Source organism: Neiella marina (assembly GCF_002165625.1).
Classification (GTDB): Bacteria; Pseudomonadota; Gammaproteobacteria; order Enterobacterales; family Neiellaceae; genus Neiella; species Neiella marina.
Window position 1 is genome coordinate 191673 of the sequence record NZ_NGNS01000005.1, and the last position, 20256, is coordinate 211928.

Consider the following 20256-nt stretch of genomic DNA (forward strand, 5'->3'; position numbering starts at 1 on the left):
ACTCCTGTTGTTATGCTTTGGCGCTGGCAATTTCGACGGCTTTTTGGGCCACCATGCCAGTTGCTTGCTCGCCCACTTCTTTGCTCAGCTGTTGTGCGCGACTGCTCAAAATAGTGCTGGCCAATAGCAGAGGAATGGCAACACACAAACCTTCTACCGTTGTGATCAACGCTTGAGAGATACCGCCAGCCATTAGTTTCGGATCGCCAGTACCGAACAAAGTAATGGCCTGGAAGGTACCGATCATGCCGGTTACCGTACCCAATAGGCCCATCAATGGCGCGATGGCAGCGAGGACTTTGACCGTTGCTAAGCCTTTGCGGAATTCAGCCAAATCTTTGAAGACCACTTCTTCAAGCTTCTTACCGATCACGTCGAGATCTTGCAGGTGCTTGTTTTCGTAGTAGGCCAGTAACATGCGGCCAAGTGGGTTGTCATCAGAAGGATGGTCCATGCTCTTGAGCTGCTTGCGCATGCGCTTGGAAATAGCAGCCAATTTCAGCATCCGCTCCAGCACCACTAGCAAACCAAATATACCCACCGCGATAATGGCGTAACCAACTGACTTACCTTGTTGGACCCGTTCAATGAGGCTTGGCGATTGCACCAACAACCCAAGCAGGGCACCGCGCGATGGATCCATGGCAAAGCCCACTGAACCGCCACCAGAAGTCGCTGTCAGTTCTGCCGCTGTGCTGCGCAAGGCGCTGGCAGGTTGGCGAGCGAGCTCAACCAGTTGTTGGGTATCAGAAGAAAAATTGAGGTACTTGTCATCGCTGATAATGTTAAAAGTACCCACTCGAGTTACTTCGGCATCGTAGGACTCGCCACTGGGTTTGATGACCTCGGTAGTAAAGCGGGTGACGCCAGCAGACTCGGAAACTTCTTGCAGCATCATCGCCCACAGTTGCTGCATCTGCTCAATGGTAGGTACTTCCTTAGTCGCAGCCAGCGCTTCGATAGTGGCTTTGCGCTCGGGATATTCGATGCTGATGAGTGAATCGAACAATAACTTCTCGGTGTCGCCAGCCATCTGCCGAAACACACCAAACAACTCACCGAGGTTACCGGTACGGCGGTCAAGCTGGGTACTCAGCTCAGATAGTTTGGTTTCGTTTTGATCGAACGTCAGCTGCATTTCTTCGCGCAGCTTTTCCTGTGCGGCTAGCTCAGCTTGTACTTTTGCCAGCATGGCTTTTTGCTCGCTGGCTGCGGCTTTAAATTTTTGTTCGCGTTCGCTGTTGTGTGCCGCTTCGGCACTGACGTCTTTGCTGACTTGTAAGTACAAATCTTTCAGCGAATCCGCTTGGCTTATGCCAGTAAAGCCTAGACACAGCGCTAATAGACTGACTTTTGCGCCGTTAAGAGAGAATAATTTCACGACATGACTCCTTAGCTGGCAGGGCTGTTAACAGGTAGAGTGAGTAGTTCCGGTGGGGTTTGCTTACGAGCCATTCGCAAGCCATCACGGACACTGGTGCGGTAGCTACTATCGAGTAACTCCCAAGTCTCCAGTGCGCTGTTCCAGCGACCGCTTTCGTTGCCATCGAGAGTTTGGTAATACAAGCCAACACGGCCTAAGCGAAGGAAGTCGACGGTCTTGGGTTCACCTGATTTAACCAGCACACCACGATAGGCTTCGATGGTTCGGCCATACTCCATTTCGACTTGGTAAGCCTCCATGATGCGACGGTACTTTTCGCCAGCGGTAACATCCGCACGGTCAATCAAGGCGCGCAAATTCTCCAGCCGCTCCTGACGTTCGTCAGTGAGAAATGGCACATCAGCTTCGAGCAGTTGGCCCAGGGTTTCGGTCATTTTTAGCATCAGTGGTAGCGCTCCGGTTTCGATATTATCGATTTCGGCAATCTGGCCACTAATGCTGCCAATTTCCTGTTGTTGTGAATCAATCAGCTTAGCCATCTGTTGGTTGTAGATGGTCAAACTTTCCAGACGCTGAGAAGCAATGCGATAGCTCTGCAAATCGCTGGCAGTTTGATCGACCATGGAGTCAATACGAGTCTGGCTGGCGGCAGCGCTTTTATCGATAGCCTCTTGTTTTTCCAAGCTGTTATCGATTGCCGTGGCGCTGAACGCCAGTGTCATTGAGCTGAGCAGGGCCAGACTAAGGGGTTTACGAAAAGGCATAGTAAAACCTCTGTTGCTCGGGGCTTGAAATCAAGCCCCGATGATTAATGCGTTAGTGATTAGAATTTGTAAGAGGCTGTCGCGACCCAATGACGCGGCAGCTCAGGCAGCACGATGGTGCTACCGAACAGGTCTGGGAAGTTCGAGCGGAAGTATTCTTCGTCGGTCAGGTTTTTACCTTGCACTCGCAACGTCCAGTCATCCGTTGAGTAGCTAACGCCAGCATTGAGCACTGTGTAAGACGGCAATTTCACAGACTTAGAGAATCCGGAATAGGTTGAATCTGCATGCACGGCACTGGCTGTGGTACGGAAGCCATTCTGGAAGTCATAGGCCGCTGTCAGGCTGTACATGTTTTCCGGGATACCGGCTTTTTCTGCATCCGAACTATTGCCAACCAGCATCAAACCTTGCATTACATAGCCATAAAACAATGATGGGTCGCTAATGCCAGTCATGTCTTCCGCGCCTTGGAAACCGAACTGAGTGCCATTTTCCTTGGCCGTTAAGTTGGTCACTTCAATGTGAGTCATGGCCGCCGTCAGAGTCAGCTGTTCAGTCGCTAAGAAACGTGCTTCAAACTCATAACCTTTACTTTCAGTGGTATTGTTACTTACCAAATCTTGCGCATTAACACTGGTGCGCTCTTGCTTAAAGTAAGCAGCTGACATGTATAAGCGATCATCAAACAAACTGCTTTTGACACCAAATTCGGTGAGTTCTGAATCAGCTAAGGCATTACCACTTTCGATGTTGCCAACTGAGATTTCAGAGCCCTGACCCATGATGATGGTGGTTTGCTCAGATACAGTTGCATAAGGCGTAAAACCCCATGGCGTGGTGTATGACACACTCACGGTCCAAGACACACCATCGTCGGAATCAGACGCTTTAGCATCAGGATCATCCGGCGAAGCGAAGGCTGTTTTACTGACTTTTTCAGTGCTCGACATATCGACGTAGTCATAGCGTGCACCTAACAACACACTTAAATTTTCATAAATGGTGAAGTCGGCTAAGAACGCAAGACCATAGTCAGTGAAGTCACCGACGGTGTAGCTCGAGTAGCCTTCGTCAGAAACTGTTGATAACAGCTTGCGATCGAGAGCTGTTGACGGGCCAGTTAAGTCGCGGCGGTCGAAGTATTCAAAGAAGAAGTCATCGCCGTGCTTGAAGTCGGTGTAGCGTATACTTGGCGACACTTGGTAGGCACCGCTAAGCCACTCGTTGTGGTCGGCTTCATAAGCAAGAATGAGCTGATCTTCAATGACATAAGTGTCAGCGAACTGAGAAAAGCCGTAGGCGTTTTCGTTAAGGTTTTCGAGATCTTCGAAAAACAACTTGTTGGTCAGCGAGATGCCATTGTCAAACTCGTGAATGATGTCGAAATACAAGGTATTAACTTCGGTTTCGAGCACGTCTTCCGGCGCTACCAAAACCTGACTGCCTTTCAATTTGGCAGTACCAACGTCTTCCAAAGCCCAAAGTGGATCCATTGCATCATCAGTACCGGCAGAAGCGGGCACCCAGAAGTTATTGGAATCAGGCGAGAACTGGCTTTGCCAGTCGAGGAATTCTGCCGTTGAGTTGTAGCCATCGCCATCCGTGTCAATGGATTGTGCTGACCCAGTGATGTAGGTGCCATGATCGATCAGGTCCTGGGTCACACGGTTCCAACCTGCAACCTGATTACCATCATAATCATGGTGCATACCGCCGAATTCGATCCGGGTCGAATCGGTCAAATCCATATTGAACGAGGCTTGGAAAATGGTGTTGTCTGTTGAGGTGTTTTCGTAGTAGCTGTCTGAGTTCTCAACCTCGGCGTAGACGTAATAGCCCAAGCTCTTACCAAACACTTCAGCTGGACCGCCGACTTCTGCGGTGAGAATACTTTTATCCCAGCTACCTGTGGTGTAAGACATCGCGCCAGTCGGTTTTTCCAGGTATTGGCCGGTTTCAGCGCGGGCTGACTTGGGTTCAAAGTTGAGGTAACCACCAATTTTTGATGGTCCATAAATTGGAGATGCTGGACCACGGACAATGTCGATACGGTCTGTTGCACCAATTGGGGTTGGGTAGTTACCCGGGTTGTTCACCCGACGCACGCCACGAAAGTACACTTCTCCAGGAGTACCACGTACGTCGAGTGAACCGGCCACACCGAAGAATGACTGGGTAAAGGCACCGGGAGATACCAGCACCAAATCATCGATGTCTGTGATGTTGTATGCCTCCAGCATGTCGGAACTAACTGATGTCACGCCACGAGGTGTTTCCAAAATAGTTTTGCCAAAACCAAATACTGATTTCACCGGCTCGGTAGGCATAATGCCCATGGTGTCTTCGACTTGACCTTCAGCCGTGTAGGTTTCCAGCTCTACCACTTCTTCACTGCTGGCGGCTTCTTCAGCTTCAGCCTCTTCGGCTAATGCTGACAATGATGATGCTGCGCAGCTTAATCCCACAAACAATGCAAGCTTGGTCAACCTAAAAGGTTTGTATTCCAACATCTGTGTGCTCTCCATAGATGCAAATTAATCTCAGTAACGAATATGTTTTTGTTCTGCCAGAGGGGTTCAGCAATCGCTGTGCCAATACATGTCTATATGGTTAGTTATTTGTAATTAGATAGAATAAATATCATAAAAACAGATATTTATGTTTATTTATAAAATTTGTCTGATTGGTTATTAATTGTTATTTGATTTGGGTCATTGCACCTTTTTGAATCAGCTGCAATGACCATGTTTATTCTCAGGGCATAGATGCCGTGAAATCACAAAGTTGATACTGTTTGCAAACAAAGCTGTAGGTCACCGGTGTGATGTCGGATAGCGCTTTCACACCTTGGCTTTCAAAGCCTTGCTCGAATGAATCGAGCCGACTGTTGAGTGTGTTGAGCAGGCCTGCTTTGTTGTTTTCATCGATAAAGGCGTAGCTGATCGAGTTGCGGCTCAACTGGGTGAGCTCATCCCAACTTAAGTTGAACTCTTTCACAGCGACGAAAAACTCGTCGGTGATATTGGAGTCCCACATACCGCGGTCGTCTGTCGATAACGCGACTGGTACCCCGAGCCGCAGATATTCCGGAAACGGGTGTTGATCGTAGCGCTCGATGTATTCCAATAGCAGGTTAGAAATTAGATTGATTTCAATTAGGTAAGGGCCATACCGCATTTGCCTTAGGAGATCATCGTCATCAATCAGATTGACGCCATGGCCAATGCGGTCGGCTCCGATCCGCAGGGTGTCGCGAATATGAAAGTTGGGCTCGTCAACTTCGCCAGCATGAATCGACAGTTTGACGTTGTTGTATGTGCGGCGCAGATCGCGCAGTGTTTCTTTAAAGCGCATTGGGTGGCCTTTGTCATTATCCTCGCGGCCCACCATATTCACTGCCAGGTAAAGATCGTTGTTGCGGCTGACGAAATCGAAGTAGCGACGCAGCTGATCTTCGGCATTGCCAGCAAAGCGCAGTATTGACTCCTGCATACGCACTGTGACGCCAGTGGCTTTGGCATCAGGCTGCTGTAACCGAGCGCGATAGATATCAGCGACGGCATCTGGTTCGATGGGGTTGCCGTCCGGATCGGTATAGCCAGAAGCACCCATCATTGATTCCATATAAATCAAGCCTTCATCGCCAAACGCCTGCATGTTCTTAACCAGGATGTCGGCAATTAGGTAGGGGCTGTTCATCAGTTCATCGAGACGCTGCCAATGGCTTTGAAAGAACTCATCGCGGCCTTCGTGAGCGGCGTCGAGCCGAATACTGTTAAGCCACGCCTTTTTCTCTCTGGCGTTGAGATCTTCTAGTCGCTTGTATTCTGACTTCTCGCAATCAGTTAGCTTTTTGTAGCTCGATTCGAGCAAATTATGGAGATGAAGCAGGTAAGGGCGGTAACCAAATTCATTGCCGCCAAAGCCGTTACAGTTATTAATTCTAACTTTGGTGTAGTAGCGATAGCCATGCTGCTGTTGCGCCAAAGCAAGCTCATACCACCACTCGGACAGCGCTGAGCCAGTCATATGATGATGAAGGTCGCCACCTTTGGGCATGGCATAGAGAAAGGTATACAGCTCTGCATCAGACGCTGTTGACTTGAATTGTTCAAACCAGTGAGGTGGTTGCTTGGCTTCGGCAGATACCGGCATCAACGCATAACCTAGCGTCAACGCAGCCACTGCGAGGGTTCGTCCTCCAACAGACTTGATTGCCGACATATAAGCTCCTTTGCTTCGTACAATCGGATTGCTCGCCGGAGCGGATGACAGCTCGGCCAGTCATTGTTTGTTAGCCCAATGCAATAGTGATACCAGTCACACCTTTTCCTCTTGATATCACGGCCTCGCCAACTTGATATCAAGATCTCGCTAATCAATAAGCTGACCAAATGGTTCACAAATGATTTGTTTTGGTGCGTGAGAATGATAATTGCCCTTATTTGATGCGGGGTTAACGTCAGTGAATGGCGTCCGAACAACATTGGCCGTTGACATAAAGATTGAGAGTCGCTGGCATAAATATTGAAGGTGATGATCCAATGTGAATTCGCTTGTTGGCAGCAATACTCGATTGGCCGACACCTTAAGCGAGCAAAAACAATGGAGTTTTTATGAGTCGTTCAGTTCCTTTTGAAGCCGATTACCCACGAGACATGGTGGGCTATGGGGCAACACCACCGCATCCCCATTGGCCGGGCGGGGCAAGAATTGCTGTGCAATTTGTGTTGAATTACGAAGAAGGGGCGGAAAACTCGGTATTACATGGTGACGAGGGCTCGGAGACATTTTTATCGGAAATCATTGGAGCGAAATCATATGCTGCGCGCCACATGAGCATGGAAACCTTATATGAATATGGTTCGCGAGCTGGATTTTGGCGTCTCCATCGATTGTTTCGGCAGTATAATTTACCGATCACCGTTTACGGCGTGGCGATGGCTCTGGCGCGAAACCCGGAGGCGGTTGCGGCCATGGTTGAAGCAGATTGGGAGATAGCGAGCCATGGTTATCGCTGGATCGACCATCAGTTTATGCCTGAAGAGTTAGAGCGGGAACACATCGCCAAGGCAATCGAATTGCACACCCAAGTAACGGGCTCTCGGCCACTGGGTTGGTATACTGGGCGCGACAGCCCTAACACACGCCGATTGGTGGTGGAGCAAGGCGGCTTTCTGTACGACTCAGATAGCTATGCCGACGACTTACCCTACTGGAACCAAGAGTTTGATCAGCCGCACTTGGTTATTCCGTACACCTTGGACACCAATGACATGCGTTTTGCCGCACCTCAAGGTTTCAATTGTGGCGACCAGTTCTACACCTATCTCAAAGACTGCTTTGATGCGCTCTATGCGGAGGGTGAGTTTGCTCCGAAAATGATGAACATTGGTTTGCATTGTCGAATTGTCGGCCGTCCAGCGCGGATCCGAGCGCTAGAGAAGTTTATTCAGCACGTCATGGCCCATCGGGATGTCTGGGTCTGCAAGCGTATCGACATCGCCAACCATTGGCATCAACATCACCAGCCGGAGTAGCGAACGATGATGAAGCAAATCGGCACGTTGACTGTGGCCGTTAGTTTATTGGCATCATTGACTGCGCTGGATGCTGTTAAATCAGTGCAGGCCATGCCAGCGGAAGCCCAGATAGCTAATGTCGACAAAGCTAATTCCTACAAAGCTAATGCACCCAAGAGATTGACCGCTCAACAAATCATTGATGGGTTGCAGCTACAAGCCCATGTTGAAGGGGGGTATTTTCGCCGCACCTATCAGGCGGACCATCGCGATAAAATAACCACTGAACATGGCTCTCGCTATTTACTGACGTCGATCTTTTATCTGCTCACCGCCGATGCGCCGATTGGTCACTTTCATTTAAACCGCTCCGATATATTGCACTTTTATCAAGGTGGCGATCCGATTCGCTATACCTTGATTAAGCCGGATGGCGGCCTTGAGCAAGTTGTCTTGGGCTCGGATCTAGCGGCCGGTCAGCAATTGCAGCTGACCGTCAAAGGTGGCATTTGGAAATCGTCCGAGCTGCTTGCTGGCGCTCACGGTTATGGCTTGATTAGCGAAGCGGTTAGTCCTGGTTTTGACTACAGCGACATGACGCTTGCTACCCAAGGGGCATTGTTGACGCTGTTCCCGCAACACAAGCATTGGATTGAGCGCTTGGCTAAGTAACAACCAACGGTCAGTCGTGCGCCAAGCGTTCAATCAAAGCGCTATGTTGGGGAAATTTTTTGAGCAATTGTTGCTTGTTGATTAGCACCATATCCTCCATTTCCCAGCCTGGTGATACCGCTTCGCTCACCAGCCCGTAATCTCCGTCGGTTAGCTCTGCAGCTTTAAATGTGCCGCCCGCTACCGCCAATTGAAGTTGCTGGCCGTTAGCAATATCAGGGCCGACAACAACTTTTTGGTAGCGGCCATCGGGATGAATCAAGTGATACGTTATCGGGGCTCCCAGGTGGTAGAACTCAACGCCATCGGAGTACTTGGTGTGAAAATGATCAATGGCATTATCTTTGGTCAGCATGTAATAGATGGTGGTCATGGTTAGTCGATCACCACGCGCTGTTGCTACTTTTTCACGATGCTCTGCACTGAACACCCGTGCGAAATAGCCGCCTTCAAAATGGCCTGATAGGCCTAGGGTGTCGATAATCTGTTGCTGTGTGGGTAGCTCGGCACTACCACTGTGCTTGGTGACTGACATGGATAAGCTCATCGCTGCGAAGGCAAGTAATAATTTCATTGTAACTCCAATCCGAGCTAGGCCGATTGACAATCATTGATTTGCTGCAAGTAATGGGCTTTGTCAGTGGCGCTGAGCCAACTGACCTCAAAGGCATTTCGAATGAGGGTGGTTATTTCGTCCGAAGAGAAATCGGCTTCTTTGACAAGCGCGCGAAAGTTATCGCTCAAGTAAGCACCGAAGTAGGCTGGATCGTCAGAATTGATCGTCACTTTGAGGTCGTGGGCCATCATTTGGCGGATCTCAGCAGTGGTATAACTCTGGACAACGAAATGGTTGGAAACAGGGCACACCGTTAGACCCAGATCCAAGCTTTTGATTTTGTGAATAAGCGCAGGGTCATCGAGACTATTGACGCCGTGATCAATGCGGTCCACGGCAATTAGGTCGAGGCACTCATGCATGTGTTCGACGATATCTTTCTGATTAACATCGCAATGCATAGTTAAACGAAACCCCTCGGCTCGCGCTTGCTCAAAGACCGCGGCAAATTTGCTCGGCGGATTATCTTTCTCATCTGAATCTAAGCCCACACCGATGATCCAATCTTTGTAAGGAATAGCCAACTGCAAGTGCTGCATGGCACTTTCGGCTGACATGTCGCGCAAAAAACACATGATTAGATTCGATTTAACGCCCAGTTTTTGTTCGGCGTCGAGCTGTGCTCGGTGAATGCCTTTGATCACGGTGTCAAATGCAATACCACGAGACGTATGACCCTGAGGATCGAAAAATGGCTCGACGTATACCACGTTTTCAGCTGCTACTTTTTCGAAATAGGCATAGGTCAAATCGTAAAAGTCTTGCTCCGTTTGCAGGGCATTCATAGCCGCATAGTAGAAGCTCAAAAATGATGGTAAGTCATGGAAGTCATAGGCGGCGACAATATCGTCTGGACTGGCATAGCCAAGCTCGATGCCGTTGCGCTGGGCCATTTGATAAATATGCTCAGGCTCGAAAGTTCCTTCCAGGTGTACGTGCAATTCGGCTTTCGGTAGTTGGGCGATGAGGTCTGTCATTAGATTGGCTCCTAGATCTTGGTGCTATGCGTCTTTGGCTTGAAGTTGCTGGTGAAACCAAGTGCTGGTCAGTTTTAATAGCTGCTCGGCTTTGGTTTGGTCTGGGCTGAGCTCATCGCCTGCGTCGATGACATTGAATAAATGGTTGGCCCCCTTGATCAGGTGCAGTTCTGTCTGAGCCGTTGTCGCCGCTCGTTGCAAATCAACTGAACGTTGATATGGCACGATTTGGTCGGCATCACCGGCAATCAACAGCAATTTGCCCTGATAGCTTTTCATCTGATCCATGCTGGTATTGGCGGCAAGCTCTTCAAACCATTGGCGGCTGAAATTCAATGGCGCATCGCGCCATTCGAACTTGACGCTGGCAACGTCATGCTGTTGCGCTTGTGGGTAGTAATGCTGGTAAAAATCGCTAAAAGAGCTGGTGCCATTGCCACTCATGGTTGACCACAGTGCAAGTACGTCAAGCCCTTGCGGCGAGGCAGGGTGATTCACTAATAGTTGGCCGATCAGTCCGCCTTGACTAAAGCCAATGATGCCGAGATGATTGCCATCAATCACTGCTAATTGTTGGCAGTAGCGCAGTACCGCTTGGGCGTCTCGAACTGCGCTGGTCAAGGTATAGAGTTGGTAGTCCACTGGACTGTCGCCAGTACCGGCAAAATCAAAGCGAGCACTGGCAATACCGACATTGGCTAACTGTGCTGCAAGTCGTTGATAAAGATTGCCGACCTCATTCTTTTGCCCCGCAGTACCGTGCAGCATTAACACCAGTGGTAACTTGTTGTTGACTGCGACGTCCTTGCTCACTGGTAAATTAATAATGACAGGGATTTGATAGTCGCCATTATTAATCCATAGCAACTGTTCATCGGCGTGACTAGCACTGAGTGACGATAGCCAAACCACCAACAAGCCAATTGTTGAACATCGTTTTATTGTCGCTAACATGGTTTGCCTCATGGGTTGGCTTCGGGTTTGACGTCAATTTGGCCATCAATAATGACCATATTGGCGTTGGCATAACGATTACGCAGGGCATGGATCGGGGCGTATTCGCGGCAGGTTGCCCAGTGCTCAGCGCTGGCTCTGTCGGCAAATTCCATGATCACCACGCGATTGGGCTGCCAGTCGCCACTGAGGACCTGAACATCAGCACCTCTGGCTAAGTAGCGGCCCCCGCATGCCGCCACGGTTGGGGTAATTTGCTGTAGGTAATGCTGATACTTGTCGGCGTTTTGAACCTCAATATCAACGATGACATAGGCACTCATGAGTACTCCTTTGCCGCGTTAGCTGCGTCCAGTGATGCTTGGATTTTGTCCTGAATATGTTGTCCCGCAGTAGTCGGTACAAATCGGGCAGGTTGCTGCTCGCTGACACAAGAAGGCAGACATTCAATAGCGATGTCAGAATCAGGATCAACAAAGAAAGCAATGGCGTATCTGGGCCGTTCGGTGCTGGCAGGTTTGACTCTGTGCAGGGTCGAGCGATAGCGGCCATTGCTCCAACGATGCATCAAGTCGCCGGTATTGATGACGATGGCGTTGTCGATACAGGGCACATCCAGCCAGTTACCTTGTTTGTCTTGTACTTGTAAGCCGCTGACACCGTGTTGGAACAATAGCGTGATGGTGCCGTAATCGGTATGTGCGCCTGCGCCGAGTTGCCGCTCGCTGCATGGTTGCAAGCTCGCCGGGTAATGCAGATAACGCAATGTGATGTTCTCGCCCAAGTGGCGTTGATTAAAAAAGTCGCCCGGTAATTCAAGTGCTAGCGCCATGACGGTGAGAACTTGTTGCGCGCCAAACATGCATTGCTGATAAAAGCTCTGAGCCGAAGTGCGAAATTCGGTATTCGGCCAATGGTTGCGCTGATTGATAGCATCACGCATGGTAAATGCTTCTTTCAGATCGGCGGGAGCTGTTGGATCGAGGTGTTCGCCTTGCAGTTGCTGATAACCAAAGTTATCACCGCTATTGGTGTAACGACTATTGTCTTTATCGACAGCCGGCAGCGCAAAAAACTGCTTAGCAGATTCAAACGCTTGCGCTTGTGAGCGCTCATCAATGGCGAGCCCTGTGATCATCATAAAGCCGCTATTGCGCAAGGCCTGATCAACCTGACTAGCTAACTGTTCAAGGCAACATGGATCAGCGCTATCGAAACATGAAAAGTCGATGGTTGGAATCGCCATGGTTAACCTCCTTGTTGAGCGAGCCAAGTCAGCAACTGCTGGCGCTCGTCAGCTGTCATGGCGCTGAAGTTGCCCAATGGCATGTAGCCGGACTGCAACGCTGGTGCGGCCTTGGCTGCGCTCAGCAATAACTGCTCAGGAGTCGTCACTAAAATGCCGCCAGGTGCCGAACTAAAGCCCGGCTGACTTGGGCTTTGAGCATGACAATTGGCGCAATGCTGAGTGACTAATTGGGCAATATCAGAGTGCCCAATCGCTGTGCTAGCCGCTTGGCGTTGTTGGTTGAAATAGGAACTCAATTGCATCGCAATGGCGATGATGATGATGCCGATGGCTGCACTGATAACAATGATCGGGCGCTTGATTCCCTGATGCTTCAAATTGAAATAGTGCCGCCCCCAAGCTAAACAAATGGCAATCGCTACCAGCGCTAACCAGCCCCATGTGTGGCCATACAGGAATGGGTAATGGTTACTGATCATGGCAAAAATAACGGGCAGGGTAAGGTAGTTGTTGTGAGTTGAGCGAAGTTTGGCGAAAGCGGCAATGCTGGCGTCAGGCTGTTGTTCAGCTTCAATGGCTGCAACAAACTTCTTCTGCGCAGGAATAATGCCCCAGAACACGTTACCGGCCATCCAAGTGGCCATCAAAGCGCCAACATGCAAGTAGGCCGCGCGCGCCGCAAACAACTGGTGAGCAAGCCAACTGGCTAGCGCAATCAATAGCACCAAGGCAGTGGCGAAAGCTAATCCGCGTTTAATCAGTGGCGTGCGGAGTAAGCCTTCATAGGCCAATTGACCGAGGGCGATGAAACTTATACTGGCGATGACTGCTTGGGTTGGATCACTAATCCAGCGCTCCGTTCCAACCAGATAGCTTTGTGCTTGCACGTAGTAGAGCAAAATCATTAAGCCAGTGCCGCTGAGCCAGGTGCTATAAGCCTCCCACTTGAACCAGTGCAAGGTGCCGGGCATCGTCGGTGGCTTCAGTTGGTATTTGGCAACTTCGTAAATACCGCCACCGTGAATGGCCCAAAGATCGCCTTTGACGCCTTGATCAAGCTTCCATTGCGGCGGTGTTCGCAAGCTCAAGTCTAACCAAATAAAGTAAAAAGAAGCGCCAATCCAAGCGATTCCGGCGACTACATGAAACCAGCGCATCGCCAGATTCAACCACTCAATCACTAGCGCATCCATTGCATTTCTCCTTGATTATGACCATGACGCTGAAATGCCAGATTGCCCATGATGTAGGTGCGATCAACATTCATTTCATCGCCCAACATCATGAGTGAGAACAGGGTATCTTCGAGACTATTGGCTACCGCTTGACGAGCTTTCTGTAGCCGGTTTGGGGTTAGATTGAGGAGAACAAAATCGGCTTCTTTGTTGCTTTCAAAATTACCGATATAGCCGTCGAGCATCAGTGAGCGGGCATTGCCCAAGGTCGCCATGTAGAGGCCTTTGAGAGGATGAAGGTTTTGTTCTTGCAGCTGCAGCACTTTGTAGGCTTCAGCCAAGGTACGAAGTAATGAGAAGCTGGTCCCGCCGCCAACGTCAGTGGCGATACTGACCGGAATGCCGGCTTTTTCGAGGCGAGCCATATCCATCAAACCACTACCAATGAACAGATTTGAAGTAGGGCAAAAGGCGATGCCCGAACCGGTATCCGCTAACCGTGATACTTCGCGATCACTGAGATGAATACCGTGGGCAAAGACGCTGCGTGTACCGAGTAAGCCATAGTGGTCGTAGACGTCGAGGTAGTCCTTGGCCTTGGGAAACAACTCCTTGATCCAAGCCACTTCTTTAACATTCTCTGACAAATGAGTTTGCAGGTACAGGCCCGGGTAATCGTGATAAAGACGGCCAGCCACGGCCAATTGTTGTGGCGTACTGGTCGGTGCGAATCGTGGCGTTAAGGCATATCGCATACGGCCGACTTTGTGCCATTTTTCAATTAACGCGCGGCATTCTCGTTCACTTTGCTCTGGGGTATCGCACAGACCCGGCGGTGCATTGCGATCCATCATCACTTTACCGGCCATCATTCGCATGTTGCGTTGCTGGGCCATTTTAAAGAACGCATCGGTTGATTGGGCAAACACAGTGGTAAATACCATGGCACTAGTGGTGCCGTTTTCCAGCAGGATATCGAGAAACTCACTGGCCTTTTGTTCACAGTGTTGAAAGCATGAAAACTTTAACTCGTTGGGGAATGTGAACTTATTGAGCCAATCGAGCAGTTGCTCGCCATAAGACACGATAACGTCGGTTTGCGGCGAGTGAATGTGGCTGTCGATAAAGCCCGGCAGCAACAGGTGATCGGGAAAATGTTGGCACTGACTGAGGTCAAACCCTTGCGCCGCCATGTTAGCGGCACTATCTAACGAGCGAACTCGGCCTTGCTCGACGACTAACACGCCATCATCAAAATACTCGAAACCAGCGCCGGTTCGTGGATTGGGAATATCAGTAAAGTGCAGAATACGCGCACGAAAGGCGCTGCAATTAGATGTCATAACGCCTCCTATCAGCTACCGCGGTAAGTGCTATAGCCGTGACCGCTAAGCAGTAGCGGCACGTGATAATGACTGCCGGTATCGGTAATGACGAAATGAATTGTCGCGCTGGGATAAAAGCTCTGTCGCTGCTGTTGTTCGAACCAAGGAGCTAGCGCAAAGCACAAACGATACTCACCAGCAGTCAGTGAAAATGACTGCGGCCAGTTGATAATTCGGCCGTCTTGGTCGGTCGCAGCAACTGCTATCGGCTCAGCGGCGTCGTTGATAAAAAGGCGGACTTCTACGCCACTGGCAGGGCAACCTTTTTCAGTGTCGAGGATGTGGGTCGTTATGGCAGATTTGCTCATTGCATTGTTCTCATTATTCGATGTCGTCAGTTAGCAATTTTCGTAATCGCAACTTGGTGATTTCGCCCTGTTCTCGGGCACCATTTTGAAGCTCAGCATCGCGGCTGTTGTGGATTCTGGCTTGCAGCAGCGACAGCATCTGTTGGGCTGACTTGCCACTGGCGCAAACAATGAAAATGAATCCATTTTTTTCGAAGTAGAGGTCATTGAGGCGCTTCAATTCATATAACACCTGATCATCTGCTGCTGCCACCTGACCTTGTTCTTCAGCGGCTTTGCCGGCGAACTTGGAGCGCAATAATTCGATGTCGCCGATTCGGGCATGACCCGAAAACGCTTCGAGAATTTGTTGTTCATTGGCCATTTGCCATGTGTCACTGGCCTGTTGTAGCAACTGCTTATCCGATTGAAATGGCCGCATGTTGCTGAGCGCTGTTGCCCACTGTTGGCAATGACAGCATTCGTGCAAGGCTTGTACCGCTTGTTCATGTGGCAATGTGTTGAATTGACTCAATTTCATCGCTCAGTCTCAACTTGAGGTTGTTGAATTAGCTGTCGCAGTTGGCGCCACGAGGTGCCATTGCGTTGATGGCGCGGTTTGCCTTGGTAGTACAAACTCTGCAGTTGGGCAGTAATTGATACCGCGACCTCCATCGGTTGTTTGCCACGGACTTGTGGTAAGCCGACAGGACAGGTGAGTTGTTGGTGGTCAAAACCATCGGCTTGCAAACGCTGGCGAAAACGCTGTGCTTTGGTGGCGGAGCCGATCAAGCCGATAAATGACCAGTGCTGGTGTTGCAACAGTTGGCAACACAGTTGGTAATCAAGTTGATGGTCATGGGTAAATATGATGTTCCAGCTCGACGGCGCCAATTCGGCAACCATTGAGACAGGATCTGAACAATGCTCAAAGCGACAATTCGCTGGATAACAGCCATGATCAAATTCAGCACGGTTATCAAACACACGGACCTGACAAGGTAACTCGGCAAGAATTTTGGTCAGTGCCTGACAGACATGACCGGCACCAAATAGATTAATTTGCCAGTCAACAGCGGCAAAACTCTCCAGCATCACCACCACGTTGCCGCCACAGCACTGAGCTGCTTCGGCGGCTAATGGAATTGGTTTGACGAGCTGACAATTGCGGTTGCTTGCTAATAATTCGCGCGCTTGCTGAATCACAATGAACTCTAACTGTCCGCCGCCCAAGGTGTCGTAGCTGTGTTCGCCATCGATGACCATTTTGCAGCCACCGTCACGAGGCGTTGAGCCTTGGGTGTTAATGAGTGTGGCAATAACGTAGCCGCGGCCTGCTTGCTGGCATTGGACAATTGCTTGCGACCAATTCAGTGGGTTCATGAAGCCTCCTGCTGGTGTTGATAATCGGCACATTGTTGCAACGCCCAATACACTCGTTCGGGTGTCGCAGGGGTATCTAAACGAGGGCTAAAGCGGTAGTCAGTGGTACTGGAAATGGCATCACGCAACGCCGCCCAAACAGCGATACCGAGCATCAATGGCGGTTCACCGACAGCTTTTGATAAGTGGATGGTGTCGACTTTGTTGTCCTGCGGGTAAAGCGCGACGTTAAACTGATAAGGCACATCAAATGCCGTTGGTATTTTGTAATTGGCCGGACTATTGGACAGAATTTGGCCTTGATCATCCCACAGCAATTCTTCCGTGGTGAGCCAACCCATGCCTTGAACAAAGCCACCTTCAATTTGGCCGATATCAATTGCTGGATTGAGTGATTTGCCGACATCATGAAGAATATCAACACGTTCGACCTTGTATTCACCGGTTAAGACATCAATGCAGACTTCAGCCACTGCGGCGCCATTGGCATAGTAGAAGAACGGCTGACCTTGCCCTGTTTTTTTGTCGTAATGAATTTTTGGGGTGCGATAAAAGCCACTGGCTGCCAGTGAAATCCGATTCATGTAAGCCAGCTGAATAAATTCGGCAAAGCTCATTTGCTGATCACCGGCACTAATCGAGCCCTTGTGGTATTGCAGTTCGTAGTCAGCGATATTGAAATGGCCAGCGGCAAATTGAGCCAAACGTTTTTTGATTTGGTTGCAGGCATCTAATGCAGCCATACCATTGAGATCGGTGCCCGATGATGCCGCGGTCGGCGACGTATTCGGCACTTTATCGGTGCGGGTTGAACTGACTTTGACCATGGATACCGGCACGTCAAAGGCGGTCGCGACGATTTGCTGGATCTTGGTGTATAAGCCCTGGCCCATTTCGGTGCCACCATGACTGATCAGCATGGTGCCGTCGGTATAGATATGCAGTAGGGCGCCGGCTTGGTTTAGATGCTTGGCGGTAAACGAAATGCCAAATTGCACCGGTGTCAGCGCCAGCCCTTTCTTAACGAATGGGCTTTGCTGATTGAATTCGGTAATGCTTTGACGGCGACTGCGATAATCGGCGTCATCGGCCAGTTTACGCATTAAATCAGGCAATACATGCTGGCTGACTTGTTGGCCATATGGCGTGATGTCTTGGCCTGGCTGATATAAGTTGATTAGGCGCACATCGAGCGGATCTTTGCCGAGCGCTCTGGCAACATCGTCCATCAGCGTCTCTGCTGCCATCATGCCTTTGGGGCCGCCAAAACCGCGAAAAGCGGTATTGGAAACGGTATTGGTTTTACAGCGCACACCGACCACGCGGGCGCTGTTAAATGAATAAGCATTGCTGGCATGGAACATGGCCCGATCAACAATACCTTCAGATAAATCGGGCGAGCAACCGCACTTGCCAGCTAATAGCATGTCGACACCGAGCAGACGACCATCGTCGTTGAATCCAGCGCGCCAACGGTTTTTAAAGTCGTGTCGCTTGCCGGTTTGAATCATGTCGTCCTGCCGTGGCATGCGGTACCTAACCGGCCTTTGTTGGCGACTGGCAAATAGCGCTGCCATGCATGCTAACGGCGCAGCCTGGCTTTCTTTACCGCCAAAGCCGCCGCCCATTCGTCTGACTTCGGCGACTACTTGGTGAAGTGGTAAAGCGAGCACTTCGGCCACCAGTTTTTGAATTTCAGTGGGGTGTTGCGTTGACGAGATGACATGAATACCACCATCCTCGTTGGGCCACGCCTGACTGATTTGGCCTTCGAGATAAAAGTGCTCTTGGCCGCGCACGTAGATTTCCCCTTCAATCTGATGTGGGGCGGCGTCAATTGCCGCATCAGGATCACCTTGCAAGTGTTGATGGGGTGGGAGGACAAAGCTTTCAGCGTTGAGCGCATCATCGATGGTGAGGATCGGCGGTAACGGTTGATAGTCGATGTTGGCTAAGCGAACAGCACGTTGGGCAGCTTCAAAGCTTGTTGCCGCAACGGCAAAAATAGGCTGACCGACAAATACCACGGTATCGCCGGCTAACAGCGGGTCGCCGCCATAAACCGGGCCGACATCAACGTGGCCCGGTATATCGGCCTGAACAATGACATCGACGACGCCGGGCGCTTTACGAACCGCATCAAGGTTTATCGCCGTGATCTTGGCATGTGCTTGGCTGGACTTGCCCGTCGCTACATGCAATAGCTGATTAGATTGTGGCAAATCATCAATGTATTGCGCTCGCCCGGTTACATGTTTAATGGCCGATTCGTGCTGCAACGAGGAACCGACGCCATTGATGCTGTTGCGGTTGGTTATTTCCGATTCAACCAATTTACGCATCGGTAAATACTCCTATGGAAAGATCTGGCTGACACAATTCGATGCACGCTTTGCGCAACAAATTACCCGCCATTTGGCTGCGGTAGGCTGCTGATGCCCGAACATCACTCAGTGGTGTCAGCTCATCCGCCAGTGACGCCATTGCCTTGGTGATGGCCTGTTCAGCAAATTCACCATTGATATCGAGTTGCAGTAGTTGTTCGGTGTCATTCATTCGAATGGGCGTTGCTGCCATGCCGCCAAAAGCGATGGTCAGCTTGCCTTGCGCGGTCAGTGAAAATGCCCCCATGACGGCAGAAATGTCATCTTCATAGCGCTTGCTGACTTTATAGAGCTTCACCGGTTGTCGCAGGGCTGAGCGGCTGATCTCAATGCTAGTCAGATACTCGTCGCTGGCCATCGCCGTTTGTTTGTAGCCCAAGTAAAACTCAGATAGCGCCACTGAGCGGCGTTGGCCTGTGCTGCTGGCCAGATGCAAGATGGCGTCCAGAGCCAACAGAAAAGGCGGGCTGTCAGCGATTGGGCTGGCGTTACAAATGTTGCCACCTAAGGTGGCCCGGTTACGGATTTGGCGCGAACCGAGTCGGTGCAGCAAGGCAACAAATTCTGGTGCAATGTCAGCTAGCTGCCGTTCTAAGTCGCTATAGGTAACAGCAGCGCCGATCAACAGGCTATCATCATCAATGCTGGTCTGGGTTAGCTCGTCGACGTCTGATAAATCAATGAACTGGTTAATGGTTTGGTATTGTTGGGTGACTTCAAGCATCAGATCGGTACCGCCGGCGATGAGCCGAGCGCTTGGATAATCACTGATGGCTTGCTGAAGTTGTTTCTCATTTTTCGGTTTCAGGTAAATTTGGTCAGCTTTCTGAACCGTGGTTGTGCTCGAACAAGGTGCAGTTGATTCGTTGTTGTGCACAAAGCTGAACGATTGGGCAGGAATTTTTAATGACTGACAACCGGCTTCAACAATCGGGCGATAGCCGGTGCAACGGCATAAGTTGCCAGAAATGGCATCGAGCACTGCTTGACGTTGGTGTTCAACTTGCGCAGTGGCTAAATCAGGACGAGCTTGTTTTAGCGCCGCCAGACTCATGACAAAACCCGGCGTGCAAAAGCCACATTGAGAGCCGTGGCATTCGACCATCGCTCGTTGGGCTGGATGTAGCGTTGGCGCTTGTTGTGCGGTTAAACCCTCGACCGTCATAATGTAGTGATTTTCAAGACTAGCGGCGGGGCAGATACAGCTATTAATTGCTTTCGCGGTTAACGACTGGCCGCTGCTCTCGACCACCATTACCGTGCAAGCGCCACAATCGCCCGAGGCGCACCCCTCTTTAGTTCCTGTCAGTTGCTGTTGTCGCAACAGTTGCAACAAGCTGGTGTCAGCTGGCACCTGTTGAATATCTATGGCTTCGTTATTGATATACAGCGCCATTTGCTCTCCTTTTTCGAACGCCGCCAAGCAAGTTGCCCGGGCTGTTCTGAACCACTCTTTGCACTCATAACTGAAACTAACGAAGCAAATATTTGGCCAATTAGA

Annotated in this window: 18 protein-coding genes; 2 read left to right on the plus strand and 16 right to left on the minus strand. The window is 50.3% G+C overall.

Going from position 1 to position 20256, the window contains the following annotated elements:
* Nucleotides 1-10 precede the first annotated feature (10 nt).
* The 4 genes from CBE68_RS06765 to CBE68_RS06780 all read right to left on the minus strand — a co-directional run bounded on the left by CBE68_RS06765 (nucleotide 11) and on the right by CBE68_RS06780 (nucleotide 6375).
* The gene (locus CBE68_RS06765) at nucleotides 11-1381 is read right to left on the minus strand and encodes a MotA/TolQ/ExbB proton channel family protein (protein WP_087505301.1); all 1371 of its coding nucleotides are present in this window, start codon (nucleotides 1379-1381) and stop codon (nucleotides 11-13) included.
* An 11-nt stretch (nucleotides 1382-1392) separates the two neighbouring features.
* Complete coding sequence (locus CBE68_RS06770) at nucleotides 1393-2148, minus strand: DUF3450 domain-containing protein (RefSeq protein ID WP_087505302.1); 756 nt, start codon at nucleotides 2146-2148, stop codon at nucleotides 1393-1395.
* 59 nt (nucleotides 2149-2207) lie between these two features.
* Nucleotides 2208-4661 carry a TonB-dependent siderophore receptor gene (locus tag CBE68_RS06775; RefSeq protein ID WP_087505303.1) on the minus strand — a complete coding sequence of 818 codons (2454 nt, stop codon included), beginning with the start codon at nucleotides 4659-4661 and terminating at the stop codon, nucleotides 2208-2210.
* A gap of 244 nt (nucleotides 4662-4905) precedes the next feature.
* Nucleotides 4906-6375 (minus strand): adenosine deaminase family protein, encoded by a 1470-nt coding sequence (locus CBE68_RS06780; protein ID WP_229744665.1) that lies wholly within the window; start codon nucleotides 6373-6375, stop codon nucleotides 4906-4908.
* A 392-nt stretch (nucleotides 6376-6767) separates the two neighbouring features.
* Between CBE68_RS06780 and puuE the strand changes: the two genes are divergently transcribed.
* Complete coding sequence (gene puuE, locus CBE68_RS06790) at nucleotides 6768-7691, plus strand: allantoinase PuuE (RefSeq protein ID WP_087505305.1); 924 nt, start codon at nucleotides 6768-6770, stop codon at nucleotides 7689-7691.
* 6 nt (nucleotides 7692-7697) lie between these two features.
* The gene (locus CBE68_RS06795) at nucleotides 7698-8345 is read left to right on the plus strand and encodes a cupin domain-containing protein (RefSeq protein ID WP_229744664.1); all 648 of its coding nucleotides are present in this window, start codon (nucleotides 7698-7700) and stop codon (nucleotides 8343-8345) included.
* Nucleotides 8346-8355: 10 nt separating this feature from the next.
* Here the strand turns inward: CBE68_RS06795 and CBE68_RS06800 are convergent, their stop codons facing one another.
* The 12 genes from CBE68_RS06800 to xdhA are packed head-to-tail and all read right to left on the minus strand — an operon-like array spanning nucleotide 8356 to nucleotide 20151.
* Nucleotides 8356-8919 carry a cupin domain-containing protein gene (locus CBE68_RS06800; protein WP_087505306.1) on the minus strand — a complete coding sequence of 188 codons (564 nt, stop codon included), beginning with the start codon at nucleotides 8917-8919 and terminating at the stop codon, nucleotides 8356-8358.
* 17 nt (nucleotides 8920-8936) lie between these two features.
* Nucleotides 8937-9938, minus strand: a complete 1002-nt coding sequence (gene add, locus CBE68_RS06805) for an adenosine deaminase (RefSeq protein WP_087505307.1) — start codon at nucleotides 9936-9938, stop codon at nucleotides 8937-8939.
* 24 nt (nucleotides 9939-9962) lie between these two features.
* Nucleotides 9963-10892: an alpha/beta hydrolase family protein gene (locus CBE68_RS06810; RefSeq protein ID WP_158100517.1), complete on the minus strand. Its 930-nt coding sequence runs from the start codon at nucleotides 10890-10892 to the stop codon at nucleotides 9963-9965.
* Between the two features lie 8 nt (nucleotides 10893-10900).
* Nucleotides 10901-11215 carry a DUF1330 domain-containing protein gene (locus CBE68_RS06815; RefSeq protein ID WP_087505309.1) on the minus strand — a complete coding sequence of 105 codons (315 nt, stop codon included), beginning with the start codon at nucleotides 11213-11215 and terminating at the stop codon, nucleotides 10901-10903.
* Nucleotides 11212-12138: an isopenicillin N synthase family dioxygenase gene (locus tag CBE68_RS06820; protein ID WP_087505310.1), complete on the minus strand. Its 927-nt coding sequence runs from the start codon at nucleotides 12136-12138 to the stop codon at nucleotides 11212-11214. Before CBE68_RS06820 ends, CBE68_RS06815 begins: the two co-directional genes overlap by 4 nt.
* Nucleotides 12139-12140: 2 nt before the next feature.
* Nucleotides 12141-13334, minus strand: coding sequence for a urate hydroxylase PuuD (locus tag CBE68_RS06825; RefSeq protein ID WP_087505311.1), 1194 nt, complete (start codon nucleotides 13332-13334; stop codon nucleotides 12141-12143).
* Nucleotides 13322-14659 (minus strand): guanine deaminase, encoded by a 1338-nt coding sequence (gene guaD / locus CBE68_RS06830; RefSeq protein WP_087505312.1) that lies wholly within the window; start codon nucleotides 14657-14659, stop codon nucleotides 13322-13324. The genes CBE68_RS06825 and guaD overlap by 13 nt, the downstream gene beginning before the upstream one ends.
* 11 nt (nucleotides 14660-14670) lie before the next feature.
* Entirely contained in the window at nucleotides 14671-15009 is a 339-nt protein-coding gene (gene uraH, locus CBE68_RS06835; RefSeq protein ID WP_087505313.1) for a hydroxyisourate hydrolase, read from the minus strand.
* A 13-nt stretch (nucleotides 15010-15022) separates the two neighbouring features.
* Nucleotides 15023-15529: a 2-oxo-4-hydroxy-4-carboxy-5-ureidoimidazoline decarboxylase gene (gene uraD / locus CBE68_RS06840; protein WP_087505314.1), complete on the minus strand. Its 507-nt coding sequence runs from the start codon at nucleotides 15527-15529 to the stop codon at nucleotides 15023-15025.
* Nucleotides 15526-16371 carry a xanthine dehydrogenase accessory protein XdhC gene (xdhC, locus tag CBE68_RS06845; protein ID WP_087505315.1) on the minus strand — a complete coding sequence of 282 codons (846 nt, stop codon included), beginning with the start codon at nucleotides 16369-16371 and terminating at the stop codon, nucleotides 15526-15528. The genes uraD and xdhC overlap by 4 nt, the downstream gene beginning before the upstream one ends.
* A complete protein-coding gene (xdhB, locus tag CBE68_RS06850; RefSeq protein ID WP_087505316.1) occupies nucleotides 16368-18713 on the minus strand; it encodes a xanthine dehydrogenase molybdopterin binding subunit in 2346 nt (781 codons plus the stop codon). Before xdhB ends, xdhC begins: the two co-directional genes overlap by 4 nt.
* Nucleotides 18706-20151 (minus strand): xanthine dehydrogenase small subunit, encoded by a 1446-nt coding sequence (gene xdhA, locus CBE68_RS06855; protein WP_229744663.1) that lies wholly within the window; start codon nucleotides 20149-20151, stop codon nucleotides 18706-18708. The genes xdhB and xdhA overlap by 8 nt, the downstream gene beginning before the upstream one ends.
* Between the last annotated feature and the right edge of the window lie 105 nt (nucleotides 20152-20256).

What these genes read in the sequence shown, in the direction of transcription:
- uraD (WP_087505314.1), bottom strand. Translation starts at nt 15,529, where the DNA reads ATGAAATTGAGTCAATTCAACACATTGCCACATGAACAAGCGGTACAA.
- xdhC (WP_087505315.1), bottom strand. Translation starts at nt 16,371, where the DNA reads ATGAACCCACTGAATTGGTCGCAAGCAATTGTCCAATGCCAGCAAGCA.
- add (WP_087505307.1), bottom strand. Translation starts at nt 9,938, where the DNA reads ATGACAGACCTCATCGCCCAACTACCGAAAGCCGAATTGCACGTACAC.
- CBE68_RS06825 (WP_087505311.1), bottom strand. Translation starts at nt 13,334, where the DNA reads ATGGATGCGCTAGTGATTGAGTGGTTGAATCTGGCGATGCGCTGGTTT.
- xdhB (WP_087505316.1), bottom strand. Translation starts at nt 18,713, where the DNA reads ATGCGTAAATTGGTTGAATCGGAAATAACCAACCGCAACAGCATCAAT.
- CBE68_RS06820 (WP_087505310.1), bottom strand. Translation starts at nt 12,138, where the DNA reads ATGGCGATTCCAACCATCGACTTTTCATGTTTCGATAGCGCTGATCCA.
- guaD (WP_087505312.1), bottom strand. Translation starts at nt 14,659, where the DNA reads ATGACATCTAATTGCAGCGCCTTTCGTGCGCGTATTCTGCACTTTACT.
- puuE (WP_087505305.1), top strand. Translation starts at nt 6,768, where the DNA reads ATGAGTCGTTCAGTTCCTTTTGAAGCCGATTACCCACGAGACATGGTG.
- CBE68_RS06810 (WP_158100517.1), bottom strand. Translation starts at nt 10,892, where the DNA reads ATGTTAGCGACAATAAAACGATGTTCAACAATTGGCTTGTTGGTGGTT.
- CBE68_RS06770 (WP_087505302.1), bottom strand. Translation starts at nt 2,148, where the DNA reads ATGCCTTTTCGTAAACCCCTTAGTCTGGCCCTGCTCAGCTCAATGACA.
- uraH (WP_087505313.1), bottom strand. Translation starts at nt 15,009, where the DNA reads ATGAGCAAATCTGCCATAACGACCCACATCCTCGACACTGAAAAAGGT.
- CBE68_RS06780 (WP_229744665.1), bottom strand. Translation starts at nt 6,375, where the DNA reads ATGTCGGCAATCAAGTCTGTTGGAGGACGAACCCTCGCAGTGGCTGCG.
- xdhA (WP_229744663.1), bottom strand. Translation starts at nt 20,151, where the DNA reads ATGGCGCTGTATATCAATAACGAAGCCATAGATATTCAACAGGTGCCA.
- CBE68_RS06775 (WP_087505303.1), bottom strand. Translation starts at nt 4,661, where the DNA reads ATGTTGGAATACAAACCTTTTAGGTTGACCAAGCTTGCATTGTTTGTG.
- CBE68_RS06815 (WP_087505309.1), bottom strand. Translation starts at nt 11,215, where the DNA reads ATGAGTGCCTATGTCATCGTTGATATTGAGGTTCAAAACGCCGACAAG.
- CBE68_RS06795 (WP_229744664.1), top strand. Translation starts at nt 7,698, where the DNA reads ATGATGAAGCAAATCGGCACGTTGACTGTGGCCGTTAGTTTATTGGCA.
- CBE68_RS06800 (WP_087505306.1), bottom strand. Translation starts at nt 8,919, where the DNA reads ATGAAATTATTACTTGCCTTCGCAGCGATGAGCTTATCCATGTCAGTC.